This is a genomic window from Hydrocarboniphaga daqingensis (genome assembly GCF_900129825.1).
GTDB classification, from domain to species: domain Bacteria; phylum Pseudomonadota; class Gammaproteobacteria; order Nevskiales; family Nevskiaceae; genus Hydrocarboniphaga; species Hydrocarboniphaga daqingensis.
On record NZ_FQWZ01000002.1, the window covers coordinates 519,391 to 539,613 of the forward strand.

The following is a 20,223-nucleotide window of genomic DNA, read 5'->3' on the forward strand; positions in this document are numbered from 1 at the left end:
GGTCAATCGGTCGTGCGTCCGGTGTGCATAGCGTCGGGAAGACAGAAGGAAAGTGTGCGCCACGTCCAATTCGGTCGCTGCTTGCTCGACTAGTGGCGCGCCTCGATGAGTAGGCTTCCTTGCGAGGAGATCCTCAGCCAACCAGAAAGGTGCCAAATGACAGGAACCGCTCTGGATCGTCGATTGCAGTTTCAGCAAGCCATTGCCCGCTTTCTTCAAGAACGCCGCGATGCCAAGCTCGAAAAACTGCAAGCCGACGATCCCAAACGTAACGAACTGATTGCGCAGTTCGTCCCCGAAACCTGGCTCGACGATGCAGCGCGGCGCGTCGGCCAGATTCAGGCGGTAACGCACTCGCTAAAAGCCATCCACCCGGATGCCCGCGGTTCCAATCTCTATCGGCCGCCTGATCAGCTTCCGGTTCGATCCGAAATTGGCAGCCACTGTCTTGGGCAGGATTTTGCCGGGGACGTGGTCGGCAATGCGGCAGCCCTCGACGTCTACAAATTCCTGCGTGTAGTGGTGGATGAGCGCAGCCTGCTGGACTGGATGCTGGCCGGTGACGTCGATCTGAAGGCGGCGATGAGCCCGGTGTCTGCGGTGGCCGAGGCTTGGACCGAGGCATTCGTTGGCTTGGTCCAGCCACGTGGAGCGGTCGCCACCCACACGCGAGGCAAGCAGCTGTTCTGGCTCACTGGCGGCAACGCGGCTGATGACGCCGGCTTCCACTTGCTGGCGCCGCTGTATGCCAGTTCGCTGGCGCACGCGGTCTACCTGAGCATCCAGGAAACCCGATTCGGGGAGCTTGCAAAGGCGGCGCGGCAGGCCAAGCGCGAGCAGCTTCCACACGACGACGGCTACGCCGATTACCCGAACCTCGCCGTGCAAAAGCTGGGCGGCACCAAGCCTCAGAACATCAGTCAGCTCAACAGCGAACGGCGTGGCGACAACTACCTGCTGGCGTCATTGCCGCCGCGCTGGAAGTCGGAAGCGGTGAAGCCGCCGTTGGGGATCGAATCGGTGTTTCCGCGTTTCGCGCGGCGCGACGAGGTTCGGCGGTCACTGCGGGCCTTGGCGCTATTCCTCGCCAGCAATCCTGACCCGACGATGGAAACCCGTGACCGCGTCGACGAACTCATCGACGCTATTGCCGAAGAACTCGCGAGCTTTGCCGCCGAGCTTCATCAAGCCTTGACGCCGGGCTGGAGTGCGGATGATCGCTGCGTCTTGCCAGAGGAGGAATGCCTGTGGCTTGACCCGGAACGAGGGGATCCGGAACGGGCTGACAGCGATCCTGATTTCCACGGACGCTGGCTCCGCATGGAGTGGCCAGAGAAGATCGGCAAGCGCTTTGGTAACTGGCTGAACAGCCGGCTGGACGAAAAGCTGCCGGTTGGCAGCGTCGAACAGCGGCAGTGGTCGCGGATGCTATTGCTCGACGAGGAATGGGCCGGCCAGCTTCACGAGCAGCGATCCCGCCTTAACGCCCCGCATTACATCCCGACGCGAGGCGCGTCATGAGCCAGTTGCCTGATACCAGTGGCCTGCTGATTCTGCCGCGCCTGCGTATCCAAAACGCCAACGCCATTTCCAGCCCGCTGACCCACGGCTTTCCGGCGATGTCCGCGTTCGTTGGTCTTATGTGGGCACTGCAGCGAAAGTTGGCGCCCGAAGTTGCATCGGGCTTGCGCTTGCACAGTGTCGGGGTGATCTGCCACGACCACGATGAGCAGGTCACCGAAGACGGCTACACCCGCGCGTTTCGCCTCACTCGCAATCCGGTCGACAAAGATGGAACCACGGCGGCGATCGTCGAGGAAGGCCGCATCCACCTCGACATCACATTGGTGTTTGGCGTCGAGGGCGACCTAGTCAACGAAGCCGATGCGGAACGGGCGGCGCTGGCCAAACAGATTGCCGATGTCGTGGCGCAGTTGCGGGTCGCGGGCGGCTCGGTACTGCCGCCGGCGCGTTTGGGCCGGTGGTCGCAGCCGCAGTTGTTGCCCGTTCCAGAAGACCCGTCCGATCGCGGGGCGTGGTTCCGCGCGCTGCGCCGCCGCTGGTTGCCTGGCTATGCGCTGGTCTGTCGTGATGACCTTCTGCCGAGTGCGGCGGCAGCGAGCGATTCGGGGGCCAACGCGGTCGAAGCCTGGCTCAAGCTGTCGCGCCTGAACTGGTCACCGCCAGCGGAAGCGGACCCGAAAACCGGCAAGTACGAATGGCAGCCTGATCGTAAGCCGGGATGGATCGTGCCGATCCCGGTTGGTTATGGCGTGCTCGCCGAATACCCAGCCGGCGCCGTTGCCAACGCCCGTGACCCGTCCGTGCCTTTCCGCTTCGTCGAAAGCCTCTACTCGATAGGCCAGTGGATCGGCCCTCATCGCCTGCAATCGTTCCGAGAACTGCTCTGGTACGCCGATCACGATCCGTCGTCCGGCCTGTATCGCGTTCGTAACGACTACGCCCCTGTTGCCTCTGTTAACTGAATCCTGGAGCCACATCATGTCCGACAACAATCTCAAGACCGCTTCCGTCCTCGCCTTCGAACGCAAGCTCGATCCTTCCGACGCCTTGTTCTTCTCCGGCAACTGGAGCGAACGCACGGCCAGCAAAGCATGGCCCGGTATCGCGCTGAATGAGAAATCCGTGCGCGGCACCATTTCAAACCGACTCAAGACCAAGGATCAGGACCCCACCAAGCTCGATGCCGCGATCGAGAATCCCAACCTGCAGACCGTCGATGTCGCTGCCTTGCCCGCCGATGCCGACACACTGAAGGTGCGCTTCACGTTACGCGTGCTCGGCGGTACCGGCACGCCATCGGCCTGTAACGACGCGGCCTATCGGCAGAAGTTGACCGCCACCGTGGCGACGTATGTAGAGACGCACGGCTTCACCGAACTGGCCCGGCGCTACGCCATCAATCTGGCCAACGGCCGCTTCCTGTGGCGCAACCGCATTGGTGCGGAGCAGGTGGAGGTACAGATCGCACGGCTGATCGATGGCAAAGCCGACAAGACCTGGACATTCGATGCGCTGGCCTTGTCGCTGCGGGGCTTCGATATCGATGGCGCTGCATCGGCCTCGCTCGATGAATTGGCGGCGCTGATCGCCGGTGGTTTGGCTGGCCGCCATCATCTACTGCTGGAAATCTCCGCCTTTGTCCGGGTTGGCGCGGGCCAGGAAGTGTTCCCATCGCAGGAGCTGATCCTTGATCGTGGCCGCGGTGACAAGAGCAAGACGCTGTATCACGTCAACAACGTGGCCGGGATTCACTCGCAGAAGCTCGGCAACGCGATTCGCACGATCGACACCTGGTACCCCGAAGCTGCCGAGCTTGGTCCGATCGCTGCCGAGCCTTACGGGTCAGTGACGACGCAGGGCAAGGCGTACCGACAGCCGAAAGCGAAGGCGGATTTCTACACGCTGCTGGACAACTGGATGCTCAAGGACAAGATGCCCGACAAAGGCAATCAGCACTACGTGATGGCAGTGCTGGTGCGTGGTGGTGTGTTCGGTGAGGCAGGCTGATGCCATGGATCACTATCTCGACCTTCGATTGCGAGCCGATCCGGAGTTTCCGCAGCATCAGTTGATGGACGCCCTGTTTACCCGCCTTCATCGGGTGCTGGTGCAGCGGGGCAGCACAGCCATCGGACTTAGCTTTCCCGAGGCGCGTGGGCTCCACGGTGGTTTGGGTGCACGAATGCGCCTGCATGGAACCGCGTCCGCGCTGGAGCCGCTCGCTTCTCCGGCCTGGTTGGTGGGCATGAAAGACCATTTGGAGATTGCGGGCGTGCTGGAAGTGCCGGCGAACACGAGTTGGATTTCCGTTCGGCGGGTCCAGGCGAAAAGCAATGTCGATCGCCTTCGTCGGCGGCAGATGAAGCGTAAGGGCTGGACCGCAGAGGAAGCAGCCGCCGCCATCCCGGCGGCCGCCGCCGAGCGGCTCGACCTTCCGTTTCTCAGCATCCGCAGTGCCAGCACCGGTCAGACGTTCCGCCTGTTCATTCGCCAGCAACCGGCCGCCGTTATGCGGGCCGGCAACTTCAACGCCTACGGATTCAGTACCGAAGCGACGCTCCCAAGCTTCTGACCCAAATTTTTAGAGAGGCGGCACCGGCCAATGATTTCAAAGGCTTGGTGGCCGCCTCATTTTTTGGGTGTGCTACCGCCTGGCTGCTGATTCCGCTTTAATGTCGAGGCCTTGCCGGAGTTTTGTTCTAGTTCACTGCCGCGTAGGCAGCTCAGAAAGCACCGCCGCGCCCGCTGTAGCAGATCCGGCAGGTTCACTGCCGCGTAGGCAGCTCAGAAAAGCTCGACCGCGTCAGCATCAGCCGGCGCGGTGTTCACTGCCGCGTAGGCAGCTCAGAAAGACACGATCCGGAGGCCGCGATGCTCGACCGGCGTTCACTGCCGCGTAGGCAGCTCAGAAAGCAACGCGCTCGGCGCTGTCGCGCACGCTGCTGTTCACTGCCGCGTAGGCAGCTCAGAAATGAGCGACACGCCTGTCGGCGCACGCCCGAGCGTTCACTGCCGCGTAGGCAGCTCAGAAATGGTACGACTGGCGCTACAACGCAGACCGTATGTTCACTGCCGCGTAGGCAGCTCAGAAAGCTTGGCCAGCTGCTTGAACGTGCGGCTGATGGTTCACTGCCGCGTAGGCAGCTCAGAAATCGCGGCCGGTGACGCGCAGCCACAGTACGACGTTCACTGCCGCGTAGGCAGCTCAGAAATGGTAGCCAGCACCGTCGAGCGCCAATTGCACGTTCACTGCCGCGTAGGCAGCTCAGAAAAGCGGTCGAACGGTGCGGCGACGACGTGCAGAGTTCACTGCCGCGTAGGCAGCTCAGAAAAGTCGCAGATCGCCGACGCTGCCCCGTCCCTGGTTCACTGCCGCGTAGGCAGCTCAGAAATTGGCGCGCACGGTCTTGGCGTAATGCAGGACGTTCACTGCCGCGTAGGCAGCTCAGAAATCGCCGCGCAGCCTACCGTGACCACGCTCGAGGTTCACTGCCGCGTAGGCAGCTCAGAAAGCCAGCTACTGCTGCAGCGGGTAGCGGCTGGCGTTCACTGCCGCGTAGGCAGCTCAGAAAAGACGATCAAACTCGCGGCCAACAGCCTTCCTCGTTCACTGCCGCGTAGGCAGCTCAGAAAACACGATGCCGCGCATCCAGATGGTCGATCCGCGTTCACTGCCGCGTAGGCAGCTCAGAAAATGAAATGCGCTTGCCTCAGCGGCGTGTTGATGTTCACTGCCGCGTAGGCAGCTCAGAAATTGCGCAGCTCGCGCTCGAGCAGCAGCGTGGCGTTCACTGCCGCGTAGGCAGCTCAGAAATTTGCCGACGGCCGCTTCGCACAGCGCCAAATGTTCACTGCCGCGTAGGCAGCTCAGAAATCGTCCATCTCGGTCACAAGCTGGATGGACAGGTTCACTGCCGCGTAGGCAGCTCAGAAAGAGCTCAGCATCGTGTTCGACGACCCCGCGATGTTCACTGCCGCGTAGGCAGCTCAGAAATCTGCACCGCCTCGTTGAACTGGCCTTCCAGAGTTCACTGCCGCGTAGGCAGCTCAGAAATCGAAGGCGACCTCGACATCGACGGCGTTTTGGTTCACTGCCGCGTAGGCAGCTCAGAAACGTCGCATCGTCCTCCGGCAGCAGGCCGAGCGGTTCACTGCCGCGTAGGCAGCTCAGAAAGGGAACGAAACGAAAGCCGCAGAGAATCCACGGTTCACTGCCGCGTAGGCAGCTCAGAAATCGAGCAGCACGTCGGCGTGATTCGTCTACGTGTTCACTGCCGCGTAGGCAGCTCAGAAAAGTCGGGCATCGCGGTACTGAGCGAAATGATCGTTCACTGCCGCGTAGGCAGCTCAGAAAAACGGCTACCGGTCTATCGACGACGTGCGTGAGTTCACTGCCGCGTAGGCAGCTCAGAAAGCCACCGCCTCCGCTGCCCAGGCCCTGCGCTGGTTCACTGCCGCGTAGGCAGCTCAGAAAACATGCAGATCCGGCCAAGCCAAGGCAAAGCGGTTCACTGCCGCGTAGGCAGCTCAGAAATATGTCGTGGTCTACGACTGCGGCCGAAACAAGTTCACTGCCGCGTAGGCAGCTCAGAAACTGCATCCGCGAAGCGGGCGGCATTTCAATCAGTTCACTGCCGCGTAGGCAGCTCAGAAAGTTCGTTGGCCAGCTCGTCGGCCGCTTTCATGGTTCACTGCCGCGTAGGCAGCTCAGAAAGCTTGCACGTCGGCTCGTGCCTGTTCCGATGCGTTCACTGCCGCGTAGGCAGCTCAGAAATTCAGCGGATCGACCATCTGGATGCGCGGCATGCTCACTGCCGCGTAGGCAGCTCAGAAATGCGGCCCGTCAAGCAAGACATCGAGTTGTGGGTTCACTGCCGCGTAGGCAGCTCAGAAAAGATCCGGCACACGTGGGGGTCGAGGATGGTCGTTCACTGCCGCGTAGGCAGCTCAGAAATTCGCCTTCACCATCGCCGCCACCGTCACCGCGTTCACTGCCGCGTAGGCAGCTCAGAAAATACTACGGCGTCGATCAGGACCCGCGCCTGGAAGTTCACTGCCGCGTAGGCAGCTCAGAAAAGCACCGCGTTGGTGTCGAGCCGGCTCAGCGGGTTCACTGCCGCGTAGGCAGCTCAGAAAGATGAGACGGTCGCGTGCACGCTGAACATCTAGTTCACTGCCGCGTAGGCAGCTCAGAAATGGACAGGGAACCCCAGGTCACTGGTGACGCGGTTCACTGCCGCGTAGGCAGCTCAGAAAAACAACGCGGCCGACATCGTCAACAACAACTGGTTCACTGCCGCGTAGGCAGCTCAGAAAAGATAGATGATCAGGTCCGTCTCAGACGGCGGGTTCACTGCCGCGTAGGCAGCTCAGAAATGCCGCAGATGCCAGTGCGTCCCCAGCGCGGCGTTCACTGCCGCGTAGGCAGCTCAGAAAAATATCGGCCCCGCTGAACTCATCAAGCTCTGGTTCACTGCCGCGTAGGCAGCTCAGAAATCATCATCAATCGCATAGATGACCGCGAAGTAGTTCACTGCCGCGTAGGCAGCTCAGAAAGCAGCAAGCGCTGCCGTTCGTGACCGGCGACGGTTCACTGCCGCGTAGGCAGCTCAGAAACTCAGTTGCGTCAAGAAATAAGCGACGTGTGGGTTCACTGCCGCGTAGGCAGCTCAGAAATTGCCTTGCGCCACCGGCGTCAGGCCGAAGTCGTTCACTGCCGCGTAGGCAGCTCAGAAAGGGAAGTCGGCGACGAATCCGCTGAACGAGATGGTTCACTGCCGCGTAGGCAGCTCAGAAAATCCCACACGCCAGCAGTCCGGTGGTACTTTTGTTCACTGCCGCGTAGGCAGCTCAGAAATATCCGAAGAGGCCCGGCGCTATGAAGCGTTCGTTCACTGCCGCGTAGGCAGCTCAGAAAAGCACGCCAGGTTGTGCCCGCGCAGCGGTTTCGTTCACTGCCGCGTAGGCAGCTCAGAAAGCAATGACAACGATCTAGCCGCGCAGCCGACCGTTCACTGCCGCGTAGGCAGCTCAGAAAAGTTCGCGCGGCGACAGCATGCGCATGCCGATGTTCACTGCCGCGCAGGCAGCTCAGAAGCAGGACAAAGCTCCATGCCTTCGTATCTATTCCGTTCACTGCCGCGTAGGCAGCTCAGAAATGAAAGCGCTCCGCGCATGCGGCCTTGAGGACGTTCACTGCCGCGTAGGCAGCTCAGAAATGGCGCAAAGGCCGCGCTGGACCAGGGCGTCAAGTTCACTGCCGCGTAGGCAGCTCAGAAATGCTGGCGCTGCTGCGGGCCTGATGTCGTCGAGTTCACTGCCGCGTAGGCAGCTCAGAAAGCGACGCGCACGCCGACGGCCACCGCGTCGAGGTTCACTGCCGCGTAGGCAGCTCAGAAATCGAGGCGATGAGCCCGGCGGATCGGCTGGGGGTTCACTGCCGCGTAGGCAGCTCAGAAACAGAAAATGGCGCCGCACAGCAACAGGTGCAGGTTCACTGCCGCGTAGGCAGCTCAGAAACGCGACAGGCGCAGTAGCGCGCAGAAACGTATGTTCACTGCCGCGTAGGCAGCTCAGAAATCTCCGATTGTCTCCGGCACATGCGGCAGTGGGTTCACTGCCGCGTAGGCAGCTCAGAAACATATGGCCTGCCAGCGGCAGCGCTATGCCGTGTTCACTGCCGCGTAGGCAGCTCAGAAACTTGAGCAGAAGGTCGACACCATCAATGCCGAAGTTCACTGCCGCGTAGGCAGCTCAGAAATACCGCGTGAATGTGCACTCGCAACATATTGAGTTCACTGCCGCGTAGGCAGCTCAGAAAATGCAGGTCGCCAGCTGCAGCGCGTCGCCAGGGTTCACTGCCGCGTAGGCAGCTCAGAAAAGCGCAGCCGCACCGCAACGCGCTCCGCGCTGGTTCACTGCCGCGTAGGCAGCTCAGAAAAGTCACGGCGGCGTACACGTTCGCTACTCGTCGTTCACTGCCGCGTAGGCAGCTCAGAAATTACCGGAGTTACCCAATGAGTGACCATGCCGGTTCACTGCCGCGTAGGCAGCTCAGAAAGACAAGAAGGCCGAGGTAGCGCTGCGCAATCAGTTCACTGCCGCGTAGGCAGCTCAGAAAGCTGCGGCCCAAGTGGACTTCGCGTTCTTCCGCGTTCACTGCCGCGTAGGCAGCTCAGAAACTCTACCTGCGCCTGAGCGCCAACCAGTTAACGTTCACTGCCGCGTAGGCAGCTCAGAAACCCGACGCTGCAGCCGCAATCCAGATCAGTCGGTTCACTGCCGCGTAGGCAGCTCAGAAACAGTGCCCGCGCCCAGGCGCTGCGCCCGGCGAGGTTCACTGCCGCGTAGGCAGCTCAGAAATGACGCCGGCCCACACCCGCGAACTGATCAATGTTCACTGCCGCGTAGGCAGCTCAGAAAAGGGACAGACGATGATTTTCCTTTCGCGCGGGGTTCACTGCCGCGTAGGCAGCTCAGAAATCTGCGCGCGCAGCCGCCTCTGCTTGATCTTTGTTTACTGCCGCGTAGGCAGCTCAGAAAAAGAGTGAAGCCTCGACTTCATCGGTGGTCGAGTTCACTGCCGCATAGCCAGCTCAGAAATCGGCAGCAACACGTACCCGATCGCGGTGATGAACAAGGCCTTGCGTGTGGGCGTCAAGCGGATGGGCGAAATCGCTCATGCTGCTGCGACCACGGGCAAAAGCGAACGCAGCGCCTAGATTGTGGCTTCCATTTATGTCATCGCCGGTTTTGACGGCGCTGGAAAGTCATCGATCTTGGGCGAAGCCGTGTTGACTGCTGAGTCTGAATGCTTCAATCGGGATCTCGCGGCAAAGCGGCTGATTCAGGACAACCCCGGTCTGCCGCTCGAAGAAGCCAACAGTCGCGCACGGCAACTGGGTTTTGATGGCTTGCTCCGCGCACTCGAAAACGGTGGCACTTATGCGTTCGAGAGCACCCTGGGTGCTCGCAGCGTCACTAAGGCATCGATCAGTAGTCCGCCGCCGATTGGGCAACTCGTCGGCGCTTGGCTCGTTGCCGAGCCAACCCGTCATTGACCCTGCTGGTCCAGCCCGCCGCGCCCTTCCACGCCGCTTTGCTATGTTGGGCGTCCTGGCGCTTGGCGCCGACACCGCGCGTTGGCTGGCAATCGATGGCACAGGCAGCAGATGCAGAGTCAGAGCCCGTAACGCCTCGCGCACGCGGGCAGGGCGTGGAGCAGGCGATTCTCGATGCCACGCTGCAGGTGCTGGCCGAAGGCGGCTATGAGGCGCTGACGATCGACCGGGTCGCGGCTCGGGCGCGGTCGAGCAAGACGACGATCTACCGGCGCTGGAAGACCAAGGAGCATCTGGCGCTGGCGCTGCTGGCGGGCATGCCGGCGTTCGAGCCGCCGCTCGACGGCAGTCTCGAACAGAATCTGATCGCGCTGTTTGGCCAGTTTTTGCGGGCAATGCGCGACTCGCCGCTGGCCGGCGTGTTGCCCAAGCTGACGGCCGAATGCGTGAACAACCCGGCGTTGTCGGCGATGTTTGCGCAGGTCAACGACCGCCGCCGTGCGCCGATCCGCGCGGTGCTGCGCCGGGCCATCGAGCGTGGCGAGCTGGCCGCCGATGCCGACATCGAGCTGACGATCGACGTGATCCAGGGCGCGATCTCGATCCGTGTTTACTTCCTGCTCGACCCGCTGACCGACGACTGGATCGCCGGGCTGGTGCGCTTGCTGATTCACGGCATCGGCGGGCGACGCTAAGCCGGCGCCGCGCCGCGCGCCTGCCGGCGCTGGAGGGCTCATCCGTTCGGCTGACGTGATGTGTACGAAACGTATCGTACCGTTGGCGCATGAACCGACACGCCTTCATTACCGGCGGTGCCAGCGGCCTGGGTCTGGGCTGCGCGACCGCGTTCCGCCGGCTCGGCTACGCGCTGACGCTGGCCGACATCGATGGCGAGGCGGCGCAGCGCGCGGCCGACCGGCTGCGTCGGCAGCTGCCGGGGCCGGCACCGGTCCGCGTCGAGGTCGTCGACCTGTCCGACCCGGCCAGCATCGCGGCGCTCGGGCAGCGCTGGCACGCCGAGGGCACGCCGATCGACGTGCTGGTCAACAACGCGGGCATCTATCCGCCATCGCAGCGGCGGCTCACGGCCGAAGGCCATGAGCTGAGCTTTGCGATTGCCCATCTGGGGCACTTTCGGCTCAGCCAAGCGCTGTGGCCGTCGCTGCAAGCGGCGCCGGCTGCGCGTGTCGTGTCGATCTCCAGCATGGTGCAGCGCCAGGCGCGGTTGAATCTCGACGACCTGAGCCATGCCCAGCGCTACGAGCCGATCCGCGCCTATCAGGCGTCCAAGCTCGCCTGCCTGCTGTTCGCCCAAGAGCTGCAGCGACGCTTGTTCGCCGAGCGGAGCCCGATCCGCAGCTACGCCGCGCATCCTGGCGTGTGCCGCACGCAGATCGGCGCGCATCGGCCACGCGCTGCGGATGACCGTTTGTGGCAGCGGCTGTCGTCGGCGGCGCTGCAATGGGGTTTGCGCTACGTCGGGCAGTCGCCCGAGGCCGGCGCCGCGTCGGTGATCGCCGTCGCCACCACCGAGCGCTTCGCGCCGGGCAGCTTGGTCGGCCCGCGCTGGCTGGGTGAGAGCGTCGGCGCGCCGGCACTGTCGACGCTCGGGCCTGCGGCCCGCGACGCGGACCTCGCGCTGCGCCTGTGGGCGCGCACCGAGCAGATCACCGGATCGATTTGGAATCCGCGCTAGCAAAAGCGCGGATCGGAATGACCGGTGACCACACCGGCGTCGCGGTATGAGGAGAGCAGACGATGCGGAATCAGGGCAGCGCCGGTCGGCGCAGCACAGGGAATGTGCGTGTCGGCGCAGCACCGCCGACGATCGCGATTGGCACCGTGCTGGCCTGTTGCGCCGGCTTGCACGCCGCGCCTGCTTGCGCGGCCGAGTCCGACGCCGACACCCCGCTGCCGACGATCGCGGTCAGCGTCGAAGCGCCTCCAGCCGAAGCGCTGCCACGCGACGACGAGGCGTATCAGCTGGAAGAAATCATCGTCACCGCTCAGCGACGCGCGGCCTCGGTGCAGCAGACGCCGATCTCGATGGAAGCCTTCAGCAGCGACAAGCTGCAGCAGCGCGGCATCGACAGCGTCGACGACTTGGCCGGCAACGTGCCGAGCATGGTCATCGAGCCGCATCCGCTGTCGAGCACGACGCTGCGCATCACGATCCGCGGCGTCGGCGTGACCGACGCGCAAGTCACGCAGGACCCGGCGGTCGGTATTTATCTGGACGGCGTTTATCTCGCGCGCTCAGCCGGTCTCGCACTGGACCTCGCCGACCTCGAGCGCGTCGAAGTGCTGCGCGGCCCGCAAGGCGCGTTGTACGGCCGCAACACCACGGGCGGTGCCGTCAACATGATCACGCGCCGGCCTTCGGTCGATGGCTTTGCGCTGTCACAAGCGCTGACGGTCGGATCGCGCAATCAGCTCAGTTCCAAGACCTCGATCAACGTGCCGCTGGGCGACACTTTCGCCGCCAAGCTCGCCGTACTCGGCGCGCGTCGCGACGGCTTCGTCGAAAACACCGGGCCCGGTGGCGACTTCGGTGACCGCCGCGAGCAGGCTTATCGCTTGGATACGCGCTGGCTCGCCACCGACGCGTTGAACGTCGACTACAGCTACGACTTTAGCGATCTGCGTTACTACAACGCGTTCTTCCAAGCGATCAGCCCATCCGATGCGCCGCACGGCATGGCCGACCTGTTCAAGCCGTATGCGCAGTCTGAGTCGGTGTTTTCGACACGGCGACTGTCGAGCCTCGCCACCGGTGCGCCGTATGCCGAATCATCGGCGCGCATTCAGGGCCACACGCTGGTGCTGACGCAGACGCTCGGTGAACAGCTCAGCGCCAAGTACATCGGATCGTATCGCCGCTTGAACGACCGCCAGTACGCCGATCTGGGCGGTGGTGGCGGCTCGACCGGCTACCGTGTCGACACGCAGTCCTACGATGGGCCGGCTGGCATCGCGGCGGGTGGGGCCGATGGCACGCCGCTGGTGATCCCCGAGGTCTACCAGCGCCAGTGGTCGCACGAACTGCAGCTGTCCGGCACCGTGTTCGAGCGCGTCGAGTTCATCGTCGGTGCTTACACGTTCAGTGAAAAAGGCGGTGAGCGTGGCGGCCCGACGCATCACATCTTCAACACCAAGCTCGATCCGTCGCAGCTGAACTTTGCGCTCGATGCCGTGCCCGGCTTACGGCCGCTGTTGCGCGACACGCTGCTGCCGGGTTTGGCGGCGTTCTGGGATTACGACATCGGCATCGACAACGAAGCCACCGCATTGTTTGGCCAGCTGACGTGGACGCCGCCGATCCTCGACGACGATCTGCGCGTGACGCTGGGCTTGCGCCAGTCCTGGGATCGACGCTCGGCGCGCAAGGACTTTCTGCAGACGCAGTACATCGAAGGCACCGTGCTGGGCCAGGGTTTGATCGCGTTGCCGGTCCCGCAGGCGCTGTTGCCCGGCGTCGATGAGTTCGACAACGTGCGCGCACAGCGGCGCGATCGCAATTTCGCGCCGACCGTGAATCTGCAGTACGACCTCAGCAGCAGCGCGACCACGTACGTCTCCTACGCGACCGCCTATAAGAGCGGCGGCTTCAACACGCGCGACCCGCAGGTGTCCGGTGCATCGGGCCCCGCGTCCGACGGCACCAACTACGGCTTCGGCTTCGTCGACGGCTTCAAGCCCGAAACCGTGCGCTCGCTGGAAACCGGCTTGAAGAGCGAGTGGTTTCAGCGACGGCTGCGCTTCAACACGGCCGTGTTCGACACGCGCTATCGCGACATGCAGACCAACTTCATGATCCCCGGCACGATCTCCGACACCAAGTCGCGCAACTCGGGCAAGGCGCGGATACGCGGCTTCGAGGTCGAAGGCGGCTTTGCAGTCACGCAAGGCTTGATCCTGGGCCTGCAGTACGCGTACCTGGATGCCGTCGTGCAGGAAGTGCTCGATATCAACGGCAACAATGTCGCCAACCTGTATCCGTTCATCGCCGCGCCGCCGCATTCGTACGTCGGCACCGTCGACTGGACGTTCCTGCAGCGCGGCTGGGGCAATCTGCGCGCTTACCTGAGCTATCAGTACGTCGGCGATCGGCAGGGCTTTGTCATCACCGAAGACAAGCGCGGCCTGACGGCGATCGACGGCTACGGCTTGTACAACGCGCGCATTACCGCCGGTGAATTGCCGCTGGGCAAAGGCCGGCTCGATCTGTCGGCCTGGGGTCGCAACCTGGCGGATCGCGAGTACCCACTGACGGCGATCGACAATCTTCCGCACGCGGACCGCGCCGTGATCTGGGGCGAGCCGCGCGCCTTCGGCGTCGACCTGATTTACCGCTTTCAATGACCCGTGTGCGAATGCGCCCGGCGATCGCCGCGCTGATAGTCGCGGCCTGCATCGCGCCCTGTACCGCAGCGGCCGATGCTGACGCCGATCCGGCGCCGACCGCACCCGATCTGCGCGGCATCTGGTATGCCTATGAGGCTGCGGACCAAACGACGTCGACCATCGAGTTGTCTCTCGACGCGGGACGCTTATCCGGACGCATGCTGGCGATCGCCGGCGCCGACGGCCAGCCGCGCAACTGGCGCTGTGAACGCTGCGATGGCGACCTGCATCAGGCGCCGGTGGTCGGTGCGCGCTTCCTTCGCGACTTGAAGCCCGACCAAGGCCGCTGGATCGACGGCGACGTCGTCGACCTGCGTCCTGGGCTGACGCAAGGCGTACACGCAAAAGCCGAGCTGGCGCTCGACGAACAAGGCCGTCTGACGCTGCTCGGCTATCGCGGCTTGCGCAGCCTCGGTCAGTCGCGCGTCTGGACCCGCGACAAAACCGAGCGGCGCTGATGCACGTTACGCGCTACACCGCGCCCAGCTTCATCAGTGCGCCTTGCGTCAGATACTTGTTGTAGATCTCCGGATCGTTGGCGCCGCTCTTGTAGCGGGCTTCGAGTGCCTGCACTTGTTCGAGTCGCGTGATGCGGCCGGTCTGGATATCCGACGCGGTCACGTGCGCCCAACTCCAGTACGGATGCGCGCCGTCCTTGACCGTCTTGTCGCCGGCTTCGTACAGCGTGTAGGCGCCGTCGAACGAGCGATACGGCTGCCCTTTGCGGTCATAGGTGACCATGCCGACGACGACCTGATTGCGCGCATCGAACCAGACGCGTTTGCGTGACACCGGCGCACGCGGAAACTTCTGCGGCTCGGCTTCGACGATGATCGCCTCGGGTATCAGCTCGACTTCGGTATCCCAGAAGTTGTGACCCTTCGGTCCGCCGTGCGTGCCGCGCTGCCAGTTCGGCTTGTCCGGATTCCAATTGCCCGATACGCCGGCCAGAAACGGCCCACGCCCGACGATCCGGTAGTTACCCCAGGTATGCAGCGGGTCGCCTGCGGCCCAGGCATCGGACAGATACAGCGCCGAGCCGGGCACCAGCGGCTCGAAGCGCTGGTCGGTTGGAAACTGGCGGATGCGGCGGAACTCCGGCACGTAGCCGTACAGCAGCGGGAACGTGCTGTGGTCGTAGTCCCACACATTGAGGAACGAGGTGCCGCGGAAGCTCTGCGGCGACAAGAAGAACACCGACTGAAAGCGCAGCTTGTTGACGTGATCGGGCCAGTACGGGCGCGGCTCCATGACCACCCGTGCCACGGGCGACATTTCGGCCCAGCCGCCGTCGTACTGAAACTCCACCAGTCCGCTCGGTGCGACGTCGTACTCCTTGAATGCGTAGAACGAGGCGTCGTGACGCCCCCAGCTCAGCGTTTGTGCGGCAAACAACTCGATGCCGTTCGTTGGGTTGGGAAACGGATTGCCACCGATCCACGGTTTGCCGTCGGCCATGTTGACGACATTGCCCTTGGCATCGAAGCCCGCCTTGCCCGCGTTCTTCAGCGTGGCTTCGATGTATTCCCACGGCGACAGCCGCATCACGTCGGTGGTCGTCGCCCGCAGCTTCAGCCGGCGCCCTTGCTTGAGGATCTGCTGGTAGCGCACCGGCTCCAGCAGATCCTTGACCACCTCGACGTTGCTGGCGTCGATCACATCGCCCGCCTTGAGCCGGCCGCGCGTATACGCTTCGATCGACAGCAGCTCGTCTGGATACGCAGCGCTGACATCGCCCTTGTCGGCGATGGCTTTGGACAGCGGCATCAGCACGCCGGTGGCGAGCAGGCCGCGTGCGGCGTCGGACAAGAACTTGCGGCGCGAATAGTCGCGTGTGTAGCGGATCGGCGTCATGGCATGGGGCTCGCGATTAGCCCTGAACCTTCAGCTCGACACGGCGGTTCAGCTCGCGGCCTTCGTCGGTGGCGTTGTCCGACACCGGCTTGCTCTCGCCATAGCCCGCGCTGCTGAGTCGCGCTGCATCAATCTCCTTGCCGACCAGATACTGCACGACCGCTTCGGCGCGCGCCTGCGACAAGCGAAGGTTGTAGCTATCCGAGCCGCGGCTGTCGGTGTGGCCGCCGACTTCGACGCGAATCTGCGGTGCCGCCTTCAATGCATCGGCGACGCCGTCGAGAATCACGCGGGCATTGGGCGTCAAGCGTGCTTGGTCGAATTCGAAGGTCACGCCGTGCAGCACGATCACATCGCCGCTGGCGCAGCCGCTGATGTCCATCGCTTCGCCGGCCTTGGGTGCGTCGCAAGCCTTCGCCGGTTCTGCTGCCGGCAGCGGGCAGCCGCTGCTGTCGACGGCGGTGCCGGCCGGCGTATCGGGGCAGCGGTCCATGTCATCGGGCACGCCGTCACCGTCGCTATCGGGTACCGGCACCACTTCGGCGGGCACTTCGGCGACCGGCGCCGGTTCGGGCGCGGCGGCAGCGGGCGCAAACAAGGACACCGCAAGGCCGGCGCTCAGCACCACGTCTTCGCGAAACTCGGTGCCGTAAGTCTGGTCGAGGTCTTCGTGGCCGTCGATCCGATAGACCGCTTGCAAGCGTGCAGCGGCCGGTAAGCCGAACAGCGAAAACGGCTGCATCAAACCCAGGCCCGGCTCGAAGCTGACGCCTTCGTAGTCGACGCGCGTGGCCGTGGTGCCGTTGAAGCCGCCGGTGTTCTCGCCGACGTTCTGATCGCTGACGTCGAGGTACTGCACGCCGAGCGAGAAGTAGAAGTTGGCCAGCGTCGTCTTCAGCGGGAAGAACAGCAGGTTTGCGCCATAGCTGAGGATGTCGGCCGTGCCGTCGGTGCGCTGGTTGTCATGCTGGGCGTAGCCGGCCTGCGCTTCGATCGCCATGAACTCGAACAGCCGCGTGCCGATCGCCAGTGTGCCGCCCACCGCATCGTCAACATTGCGCGCCTTGTCGGCGAACGTGTAGTTGACCATCGGCGAGACGTAGAACGGCCGTCCCATCTGCATGATCGCGCGATGCTCGGCTGGTGCTTCGTACGATTCCTGCGCCAGTGCCAGCCCGCTTGCGCCGGTCAGCGTCGCGGCCAGTACACCGTTGAATACACCGTTGAATACACCGTTCGATACACCGTTGGATGCGGTTTTGGCTTTGCTCATGGTTAGCTCCTCTTGTCGTTCTAGTTTTTGTGGACGTGTCGCGGTGATCAGTTGATCGCGCGCGTGCGTCCCTCCCAATGCGGCTTGCGCAACTCGGTCTTCAACACTTTGCCGGCCGCTGATATCGGCAAGGCCGGGCGGACTTCAAAGCTGCGCGGGCATTTGTAGCCAGCGATCAGCTCGCGGCAGTGCTGCTGCAGCGAGGCCAGATCCAGCTCGGCGCCCGGCTTGAGCACAATCACTGCGTGCACTGTCTCGCCCCATTCGGCGCTGGGTACGCCAATCACCGCGCACGCGGCGATTGCCGGGTGACGCGCCAGCGCGTTCTCGACTTCGGCGCAGTACACGTTCTCGCCGCCGGAGATGATCATGTCCTTCAGGCGATCGACGATGTACAGATAGCCTTGCTCGTCGAGGTAACCCATGTCGCCGGTGTGCATCCAGCCGCCGGCCAGTGCGTCATCGCTGGCCTTGGGCTGGTTCAGATAACCGCGCATCACGTTGGGTCCGCGCACGATGATCTCGCCGACGCGGCCATGCGGCAGATCCTGGCCCTGGCCATCGACGACGCGAATCAATACATGGCTGAAGCTGCGGCCTGCCGAGCGTAGGCGACCGGGCGTGCGAGTGGCGGCGCGATGCTCCGACGGCGGCAGCGTTGTTGCGGTGGCCGCCAGTTCGGTCATGCCGTAGACCTGATAGAACGCGGTGTTCGCAAACGCAGCCGTCGCGCGGTCGATCAGCGCTTCGGACGCCGGCGAGGCGCCGTACAGCAGATTGCGAACGCTGTGAGTCTGGTAGCGCGAGAAATCCGGGTGGTCGACGACGGCCTGCATCATCGCCGGCACCAGCAGCAGCTCGGTGATCGCATGGCGCTGCACGATGTCGAGCAGCACATCGGGCTTGAACGCCGACAGCATCACGTGCGTGCCGCCGCGCAGCAGCAGGCAGCAGGTCATCATCATGTCGGCCAGGTGAAACATCGGCGCCGCGTGCAGGCCGATGCAGTTCTCGGCGAACGGACCTTCGGCCATCAAGCCGAGCGCCGACATCGTCAGGTTGCGATGCGTCAGCAGCACGCCCTTGGGCGCACCGGTCGTGCCACCGGTGTAGAACACGCCGTACAGCTCGTCGTCGCCGCCGTTGGCCTCGTCGGTCGGCGCACTGCGTTCGATCAGCGCATCCCAGCCGACCATGCCGGCCGGGCATTCCCCGTCGCCGCTGAACAGCAAGGCCTTCAGCGTCGGGCAGGCGGCGCGCAGTGCGTCGGCGTGCGCAGCAAAGCTGTCGTCGAGCACGATCGCCGTGGCCTGTGAGTCGCGCAGCGCATAGATGACTTCCTCGACGCTCCAGCGAAAGTTCAGCGGCACGCAGCGCGCGCCGAGCCAGGGCACCGCGAGATAGAACTCTAGATAGCGGTCGCTGTTGAGTGCCAGCATCGCCACCGGCTCGCCGGTCTGGATGCCGAGGTCACGCAGACCGCCAGCGAGGCGCTGCACTCGATCGAGCAGCGTATCGAAGCGTGTGCTGCGTCCGTTGCAGTGGCTGGCGATGGCGGCCGGGCGCTGTTGTACCGCGCGGCGCAGGGCTTGCGTCAGTCGCATCGTGTTCTCCGCGGATCAGTTGCCGATGTTGACGATCACCGACTTGTTTTCGAGGTAGTGCGCAAACACGTCCTCGCCGTTCTCGCGACCCCAGCCCGACTGTTTGAAGCCGCCGAACGGGATCGCCGGATCGGGCGCCAGTTGGGTGTTGACCCAGATCGTGCCCGCCTGGATCTTGCGCGCCAGTTGGTGTGCGGCCGACAGATCCCGCGTGTAGATGTGGGCGCCGAGGCCGTAGTCGCTGTCGTTGGCCATCGCGGCCAACTGATCAAGATCGTCGTACGGTGTTGCGGTCAGCACTGGGCCGAACAGCTCTTCGCGATACGCCGGGTTCTGTGCATCTTCGGTGACCAGGATCGTCGGCTCGATGAAGTAGCCGTCGCGCGACAGCCGCTTGCCGCCGCTGTGCACGCCGGCACCGGCCTTGATGCCCGCTTGCATCTTGCTCATCACCGACTCGGCCTGGCGTTCGCTGATCACCGGTCCGAGCATCGTGTCGGACTCAAGGCCGGGGCCGATCTTGAAGCTCGCGCCGACGCCGGCAATGCCGTCGAGCACTTGGTCGAACACTTTACGCGGCGCAAACAGACGCGTGCCGGCAAAGCAGATTTGACCGCTGTTGACGAACACCGCTTGCGCAGCGCCCGGGATCGCGGTCGCCAGATCAGCGTCGGGCAGGATCACGGTCGGCGACTTGCCGCCCAGTTCCAAAGTCACGCGCTTCAAGTCACGCGCGACGCTGCCGAGGATGCGCTTGCCCACTGGCGTCGAGCCGGTGAACGAAATCTTCTGGATGCCGGGGTGATCGACGATCGCCTGGCCGGTGGTCGCACCGTCGCCGAGCACAACGTTAAACACGCCCTTGGGGATGCCGGCTTCGTCGGCGAGCTGCGCCAAGCGCAACGCCGAGAACGGCGTTTGCTCGGCGGGCTTGAGCACGATCGTGCAGCCGGCGGCCAGCGCCGGTGCAAGCTTCCACACGGCCAGCACCAGCGGGAAGTTCCACGGCACGATCAAGCCGACCACGCCGACCGGCTCGCGCAAGGTGTAGGCCAGATGCTGGCTGCCCTGGATCGCTGGCGTAATCGACTTGCCGTGCAGCTTGCTCGGCCAGCCGGCGAAGTAGCGCAGCCACGACACCGAGTACGGCACGTCGAGCATGCTGGAAAACATCAGCGGCTTGCCGTTGTCGAGGCTTTCGATACGCGCGATGTTCTCGGCGTCGGCTTCGAGGCGGTCGGCGAACCGGTGGATCAAGCGTTCGCGCGCCAGCGGCGACAGGTCGCGCCAGGTCGGGTTGTCGAACGCGCGCCGCGCGGCTTGGACGGCTTGGTCCACCGCCGCTGGCGTGCTGCAGGGAATCTCGCCGATGACCTGCGCCGTGGCCGGATCGCGGACCTCGATGCGGGCCGCCGCGCTGTCGTCGACCCACTGGCCGTCGATGAAGTTCAGAGCGGGCGGCAGCCGGACCTCGGCCGGGGTCGGCACGGGCATGTTCATCGAT

The 20,223-nt window shown here is 63.9% G+C and carries 13 protein-coding genes and 1 CRISPR repeat array; of the genes, 9 read left to right on the forward strand and 4 right to left on the reverse strand.

The features are described from left to right. Positions 1-105: 105 nt before the first annotated feature. The 9 genes from csy1 (at position 106) to BUB09_RS05390 (ending at position 14,446) form a co-directional block, all read left to right on the forward strand. The gene (csy1, locus tag BUB09_RS05350) at positions 106-1,521 is read left to right on the forward strand and encodes a type I-F CRISPR-associated protein Csy1 (protein WP_217650234.1); all 1,416 of its coding nucleotides are present in this window, start codon (positions 106-108) and stop codon (positions 1,519-1,521) included. Then, positions 1,518-2,486 carry a type I-F CRISPR-associated protein Csy2 gene (csy2, locus tag BUB09_RS05355; protein ID WP_072895121.1) on the forward strand — a complete coding sequence of 323 codons (969 nt, stop codon included), beginning with the start codon at positions 1,518-1,520 and terminating at the stop codon, positions 2,484-2,486. Before csy1 ends, csy2 begins: the two co-directional genes overlap by 4 nt. 16 nt (positions 2,487-2,502) lie before the next feature. Then, complete coding sequence (csy3, locus tag BUB09_RS05360; RefSeq protein ID WP_072895124.1) at positions 2,503-3,531, forward strand: type I-F CRISPR-associated protein Csy3; 1,029 nt, start codon at positions 2,503-2,505, stop codon at positions 3,529-3,531. A 4-nt stretch (positions 3,532-3,535) separates the two neighbouring features. Beyond that, positions 3,536-4,096, forward strand: a complete 561-nt coding sequence (gene cas6f, locus BUB09_RS05365) for a type I-F CRISPR-associated endoribonuclease Cas6/Csy4 (RefSeq protein ID WP_072895127.1) — start codon at positions 3,536-3,538, stop codon at positions 4,094-4,096. Between the two features lie 130 nt (positions 4,097-4,226). Then, a CRISPR array of direct repeats spans positions 4,227-9,126; the repeat unit is 28 nt; unit sequence GTTCACTGCCGCGTAGGCAGCTCAGAAA. Between the two features lie 176 nt (positions 9,127-9,302). Then, on the forward strand, positions 9,303-9,584 hold the full coding sequence (locus BUB09_RS05370; RefSeq protein WP_072895129.1) for a hypothetical protein: 282 nt from the start codon (positions 9,303-9,305) through the stop codon (positions 9,582-9,584). A 155-nt stretch (positions 9,585-9,739) separates the two neighbouring features. Then, a complete protein-coding gene (locus BUB09_RS05375) occupies positions 9,740-10,279 on the forward strand; it encodes a TetR/AcrR family transcriptional regulator (protein WP_072895132.1) in 540 nt (179 codons plus the stop codon). Positions 10,280-10,368: 89 nt separating this feature from the next. Continuing rightward, complete coding sequence (locus BUB09_RS05380; protein WP_072895134.1) at positions 10,369-11,280, forward strand: SDR family NAD(P)-dependent oxidoreductase; 912 nt, start codon at positions 10,369-10,371, stop codon at positions 11,278-11,280. A gap of 62 nt (positions 11,281-11,342) precedes the next feature. Next, positions 11,343-13,946, forward strand: a complete 2,604-nt coding sequence (locus BUB09_RS05385) for a TonB-dependent receptor (protein ID WP_084083180.1) — start codon at positions 11,343-11,345, stop codon at positions 13,944-13,946. Then, positions 13,943-14,446 (forward strand): DUF2147 domain-containing protein, encoded by a 504-nt coding sequence (locus BUB09_RS05390; RefSeq protein ID WP_084083181.1) that lies wholly within the window; start codon positions 13,943-13,945, stop codon positions 14,444-14,446. The genes BUB09_RS05385 and BUB09_RS05390 overlap by 4 nt, the downstream gene beginning before the upstream one ends. 13 nt (positions 14,447-14,459) lie before the next feature. On the opposite strand, the gene BUB09_RS05395 is transcribed toward BUB09_RS05390, so the two are convergent. Genes BUB09_RS05395 through BUB09_RS05410 form a run of 4 tightly spaced genes read right to left on the reverse strand, consistent with a single transcriptional unit; the run spans position 14,460 to position 20,219 of the window. Further along, on the reverse strand, positions 14,460-15,842 hold the full coding sequence (locus tag BUB09_RS05395; RefSeq protein ID WP_072895139.1) for a DUF1329 domain-containing protein: 1,383 nt from the start codon (positions 15,840-15,842) through the stop codon (positions 14,460-14,462). A gap of 16 nt (positions 15,843-15,858) precedes the next feature. Continuing rightward, positions 15,859-17,115 carry an OmpA family protein gene (locus BUB09_RS05400; RefSeq protein WP_072895141.1) on the reverse strand — a complete coding sequence of 419 codons (1,257 nt, stop codon included), beginning with the start codon at positions 17,113-17,115 and terminating at the stop codon, positions 15,859-15,861. 47 nt (positions 17,116-17,162) lie between these two features. Continuing rightward, positions 17,163-18,719, reverse strand: coding sequence for a long-chain-fatty-acid--CoA ligase (locus BUB09_RS05405; protein WP_072895144.1), 1,557 nt, complete (start codon positions 18,717-18,719; stop codon positions 17,163-17,165). A gap of 15 nt (positions 18,720-18,734) precedes the next feature. Next, on the reverse strand, positions 18,735-20,219 hold the full coding sequence (locus tag BUB09_RS05410; RefSeq protein ID WP_217650235.1) for an aldehyde dehydrogenase family protein: 1,485 nt from the start codon (positions 20,217-20,219) through the stop codon (positions 18,735-18,737). Between the last annotated feature and the right edge of the window lie 4 nt (positions 20,220-20,223).

What these genes read in the sequence shown, in the direction of transcription:
- BUB09_RS05380 (WP_072895134.1), top strand. Translation starts at nt 10,369, where the DNA reads ATGAACCGACACGCCTTCATTACCGGCGGTGCCAGCGGCCTGGGTCTG.
- BUB09_RS05400 (WP_072895141.1), bottom strand. Translation starts at nt 17,115, where the DNA reads ATGAGCAAAGCCAAAACCGCATCCAACGGTGTATCGAACGGTGTATTC.
- BUB09_RS05385 (WP_084083180.1), top strand. Translation starts at nt 11,343, where the DNA reads ATGCGGAATCAGGGCAGCGCCGGTCGGCGCAGCACAGGGAATGTGCGT.
- csy3 (WP_072895124.1), top strand. Translation starts at nt 2,503, where the DNA reads ATGTCCGACAACAATCTCAAGACCGCTTCCGTCCTCGCCTTCGAACGC.
- cas6f (WP_072895127.1), top strand. Translation starts at nt 3,536, where the DNA reads ATGGATCACTATCTCGACCTTCGATTGCGAGCCGATCCGGAGTTTCCG.
- BUB09_RS05410 (WP_217650235.1), bottom strand. Translation starts at nt 20,219, where the DNA reads ATGAACATGCCCGTGCCGACCCCGGCCGAGGTCCGGCTGCCGCCCGCT.
- BUB09_RS05405 (WP_072895144.1), bottom strand. Translation starts at nt 18,719, where the DNA reads ATGCGACTGACGCAAGCCCTGCGCCGCGCGGTACAACAGCGCCCGGCC.
- BUB09_RS05395 (WP_072895139.1), bottom strand. Translation starts at nt 15,842, where the DNA reads ATGACGCCGATCCGCTACACACGCGACTATTCGCGCCGCAAGTTCTTG.
- BUB09_RS05390 (WP_084083181.1), top strand. Translation starts at nt 13,943, where the DNA reads ATGACCCGTGTGCGAATGCGCCCGGCGATCGCCGCGCTGATAGTCGCG.
- csy2 (WP_072895121.1), top strand. Translation starts at nt 1,518, where the DNA reads ATGAGCCAGTTGCCTGATACCAGTGGCCTGCTGATTCTGCCGCGCCTG.
- csy1 (WP_217650234.1), top strand. Translation starts at nt 106, where the DNA reads ATGAGTAGGCTTCCTTGCGAGGAGATCCTCAGCCAACCAGAAAGGTGC.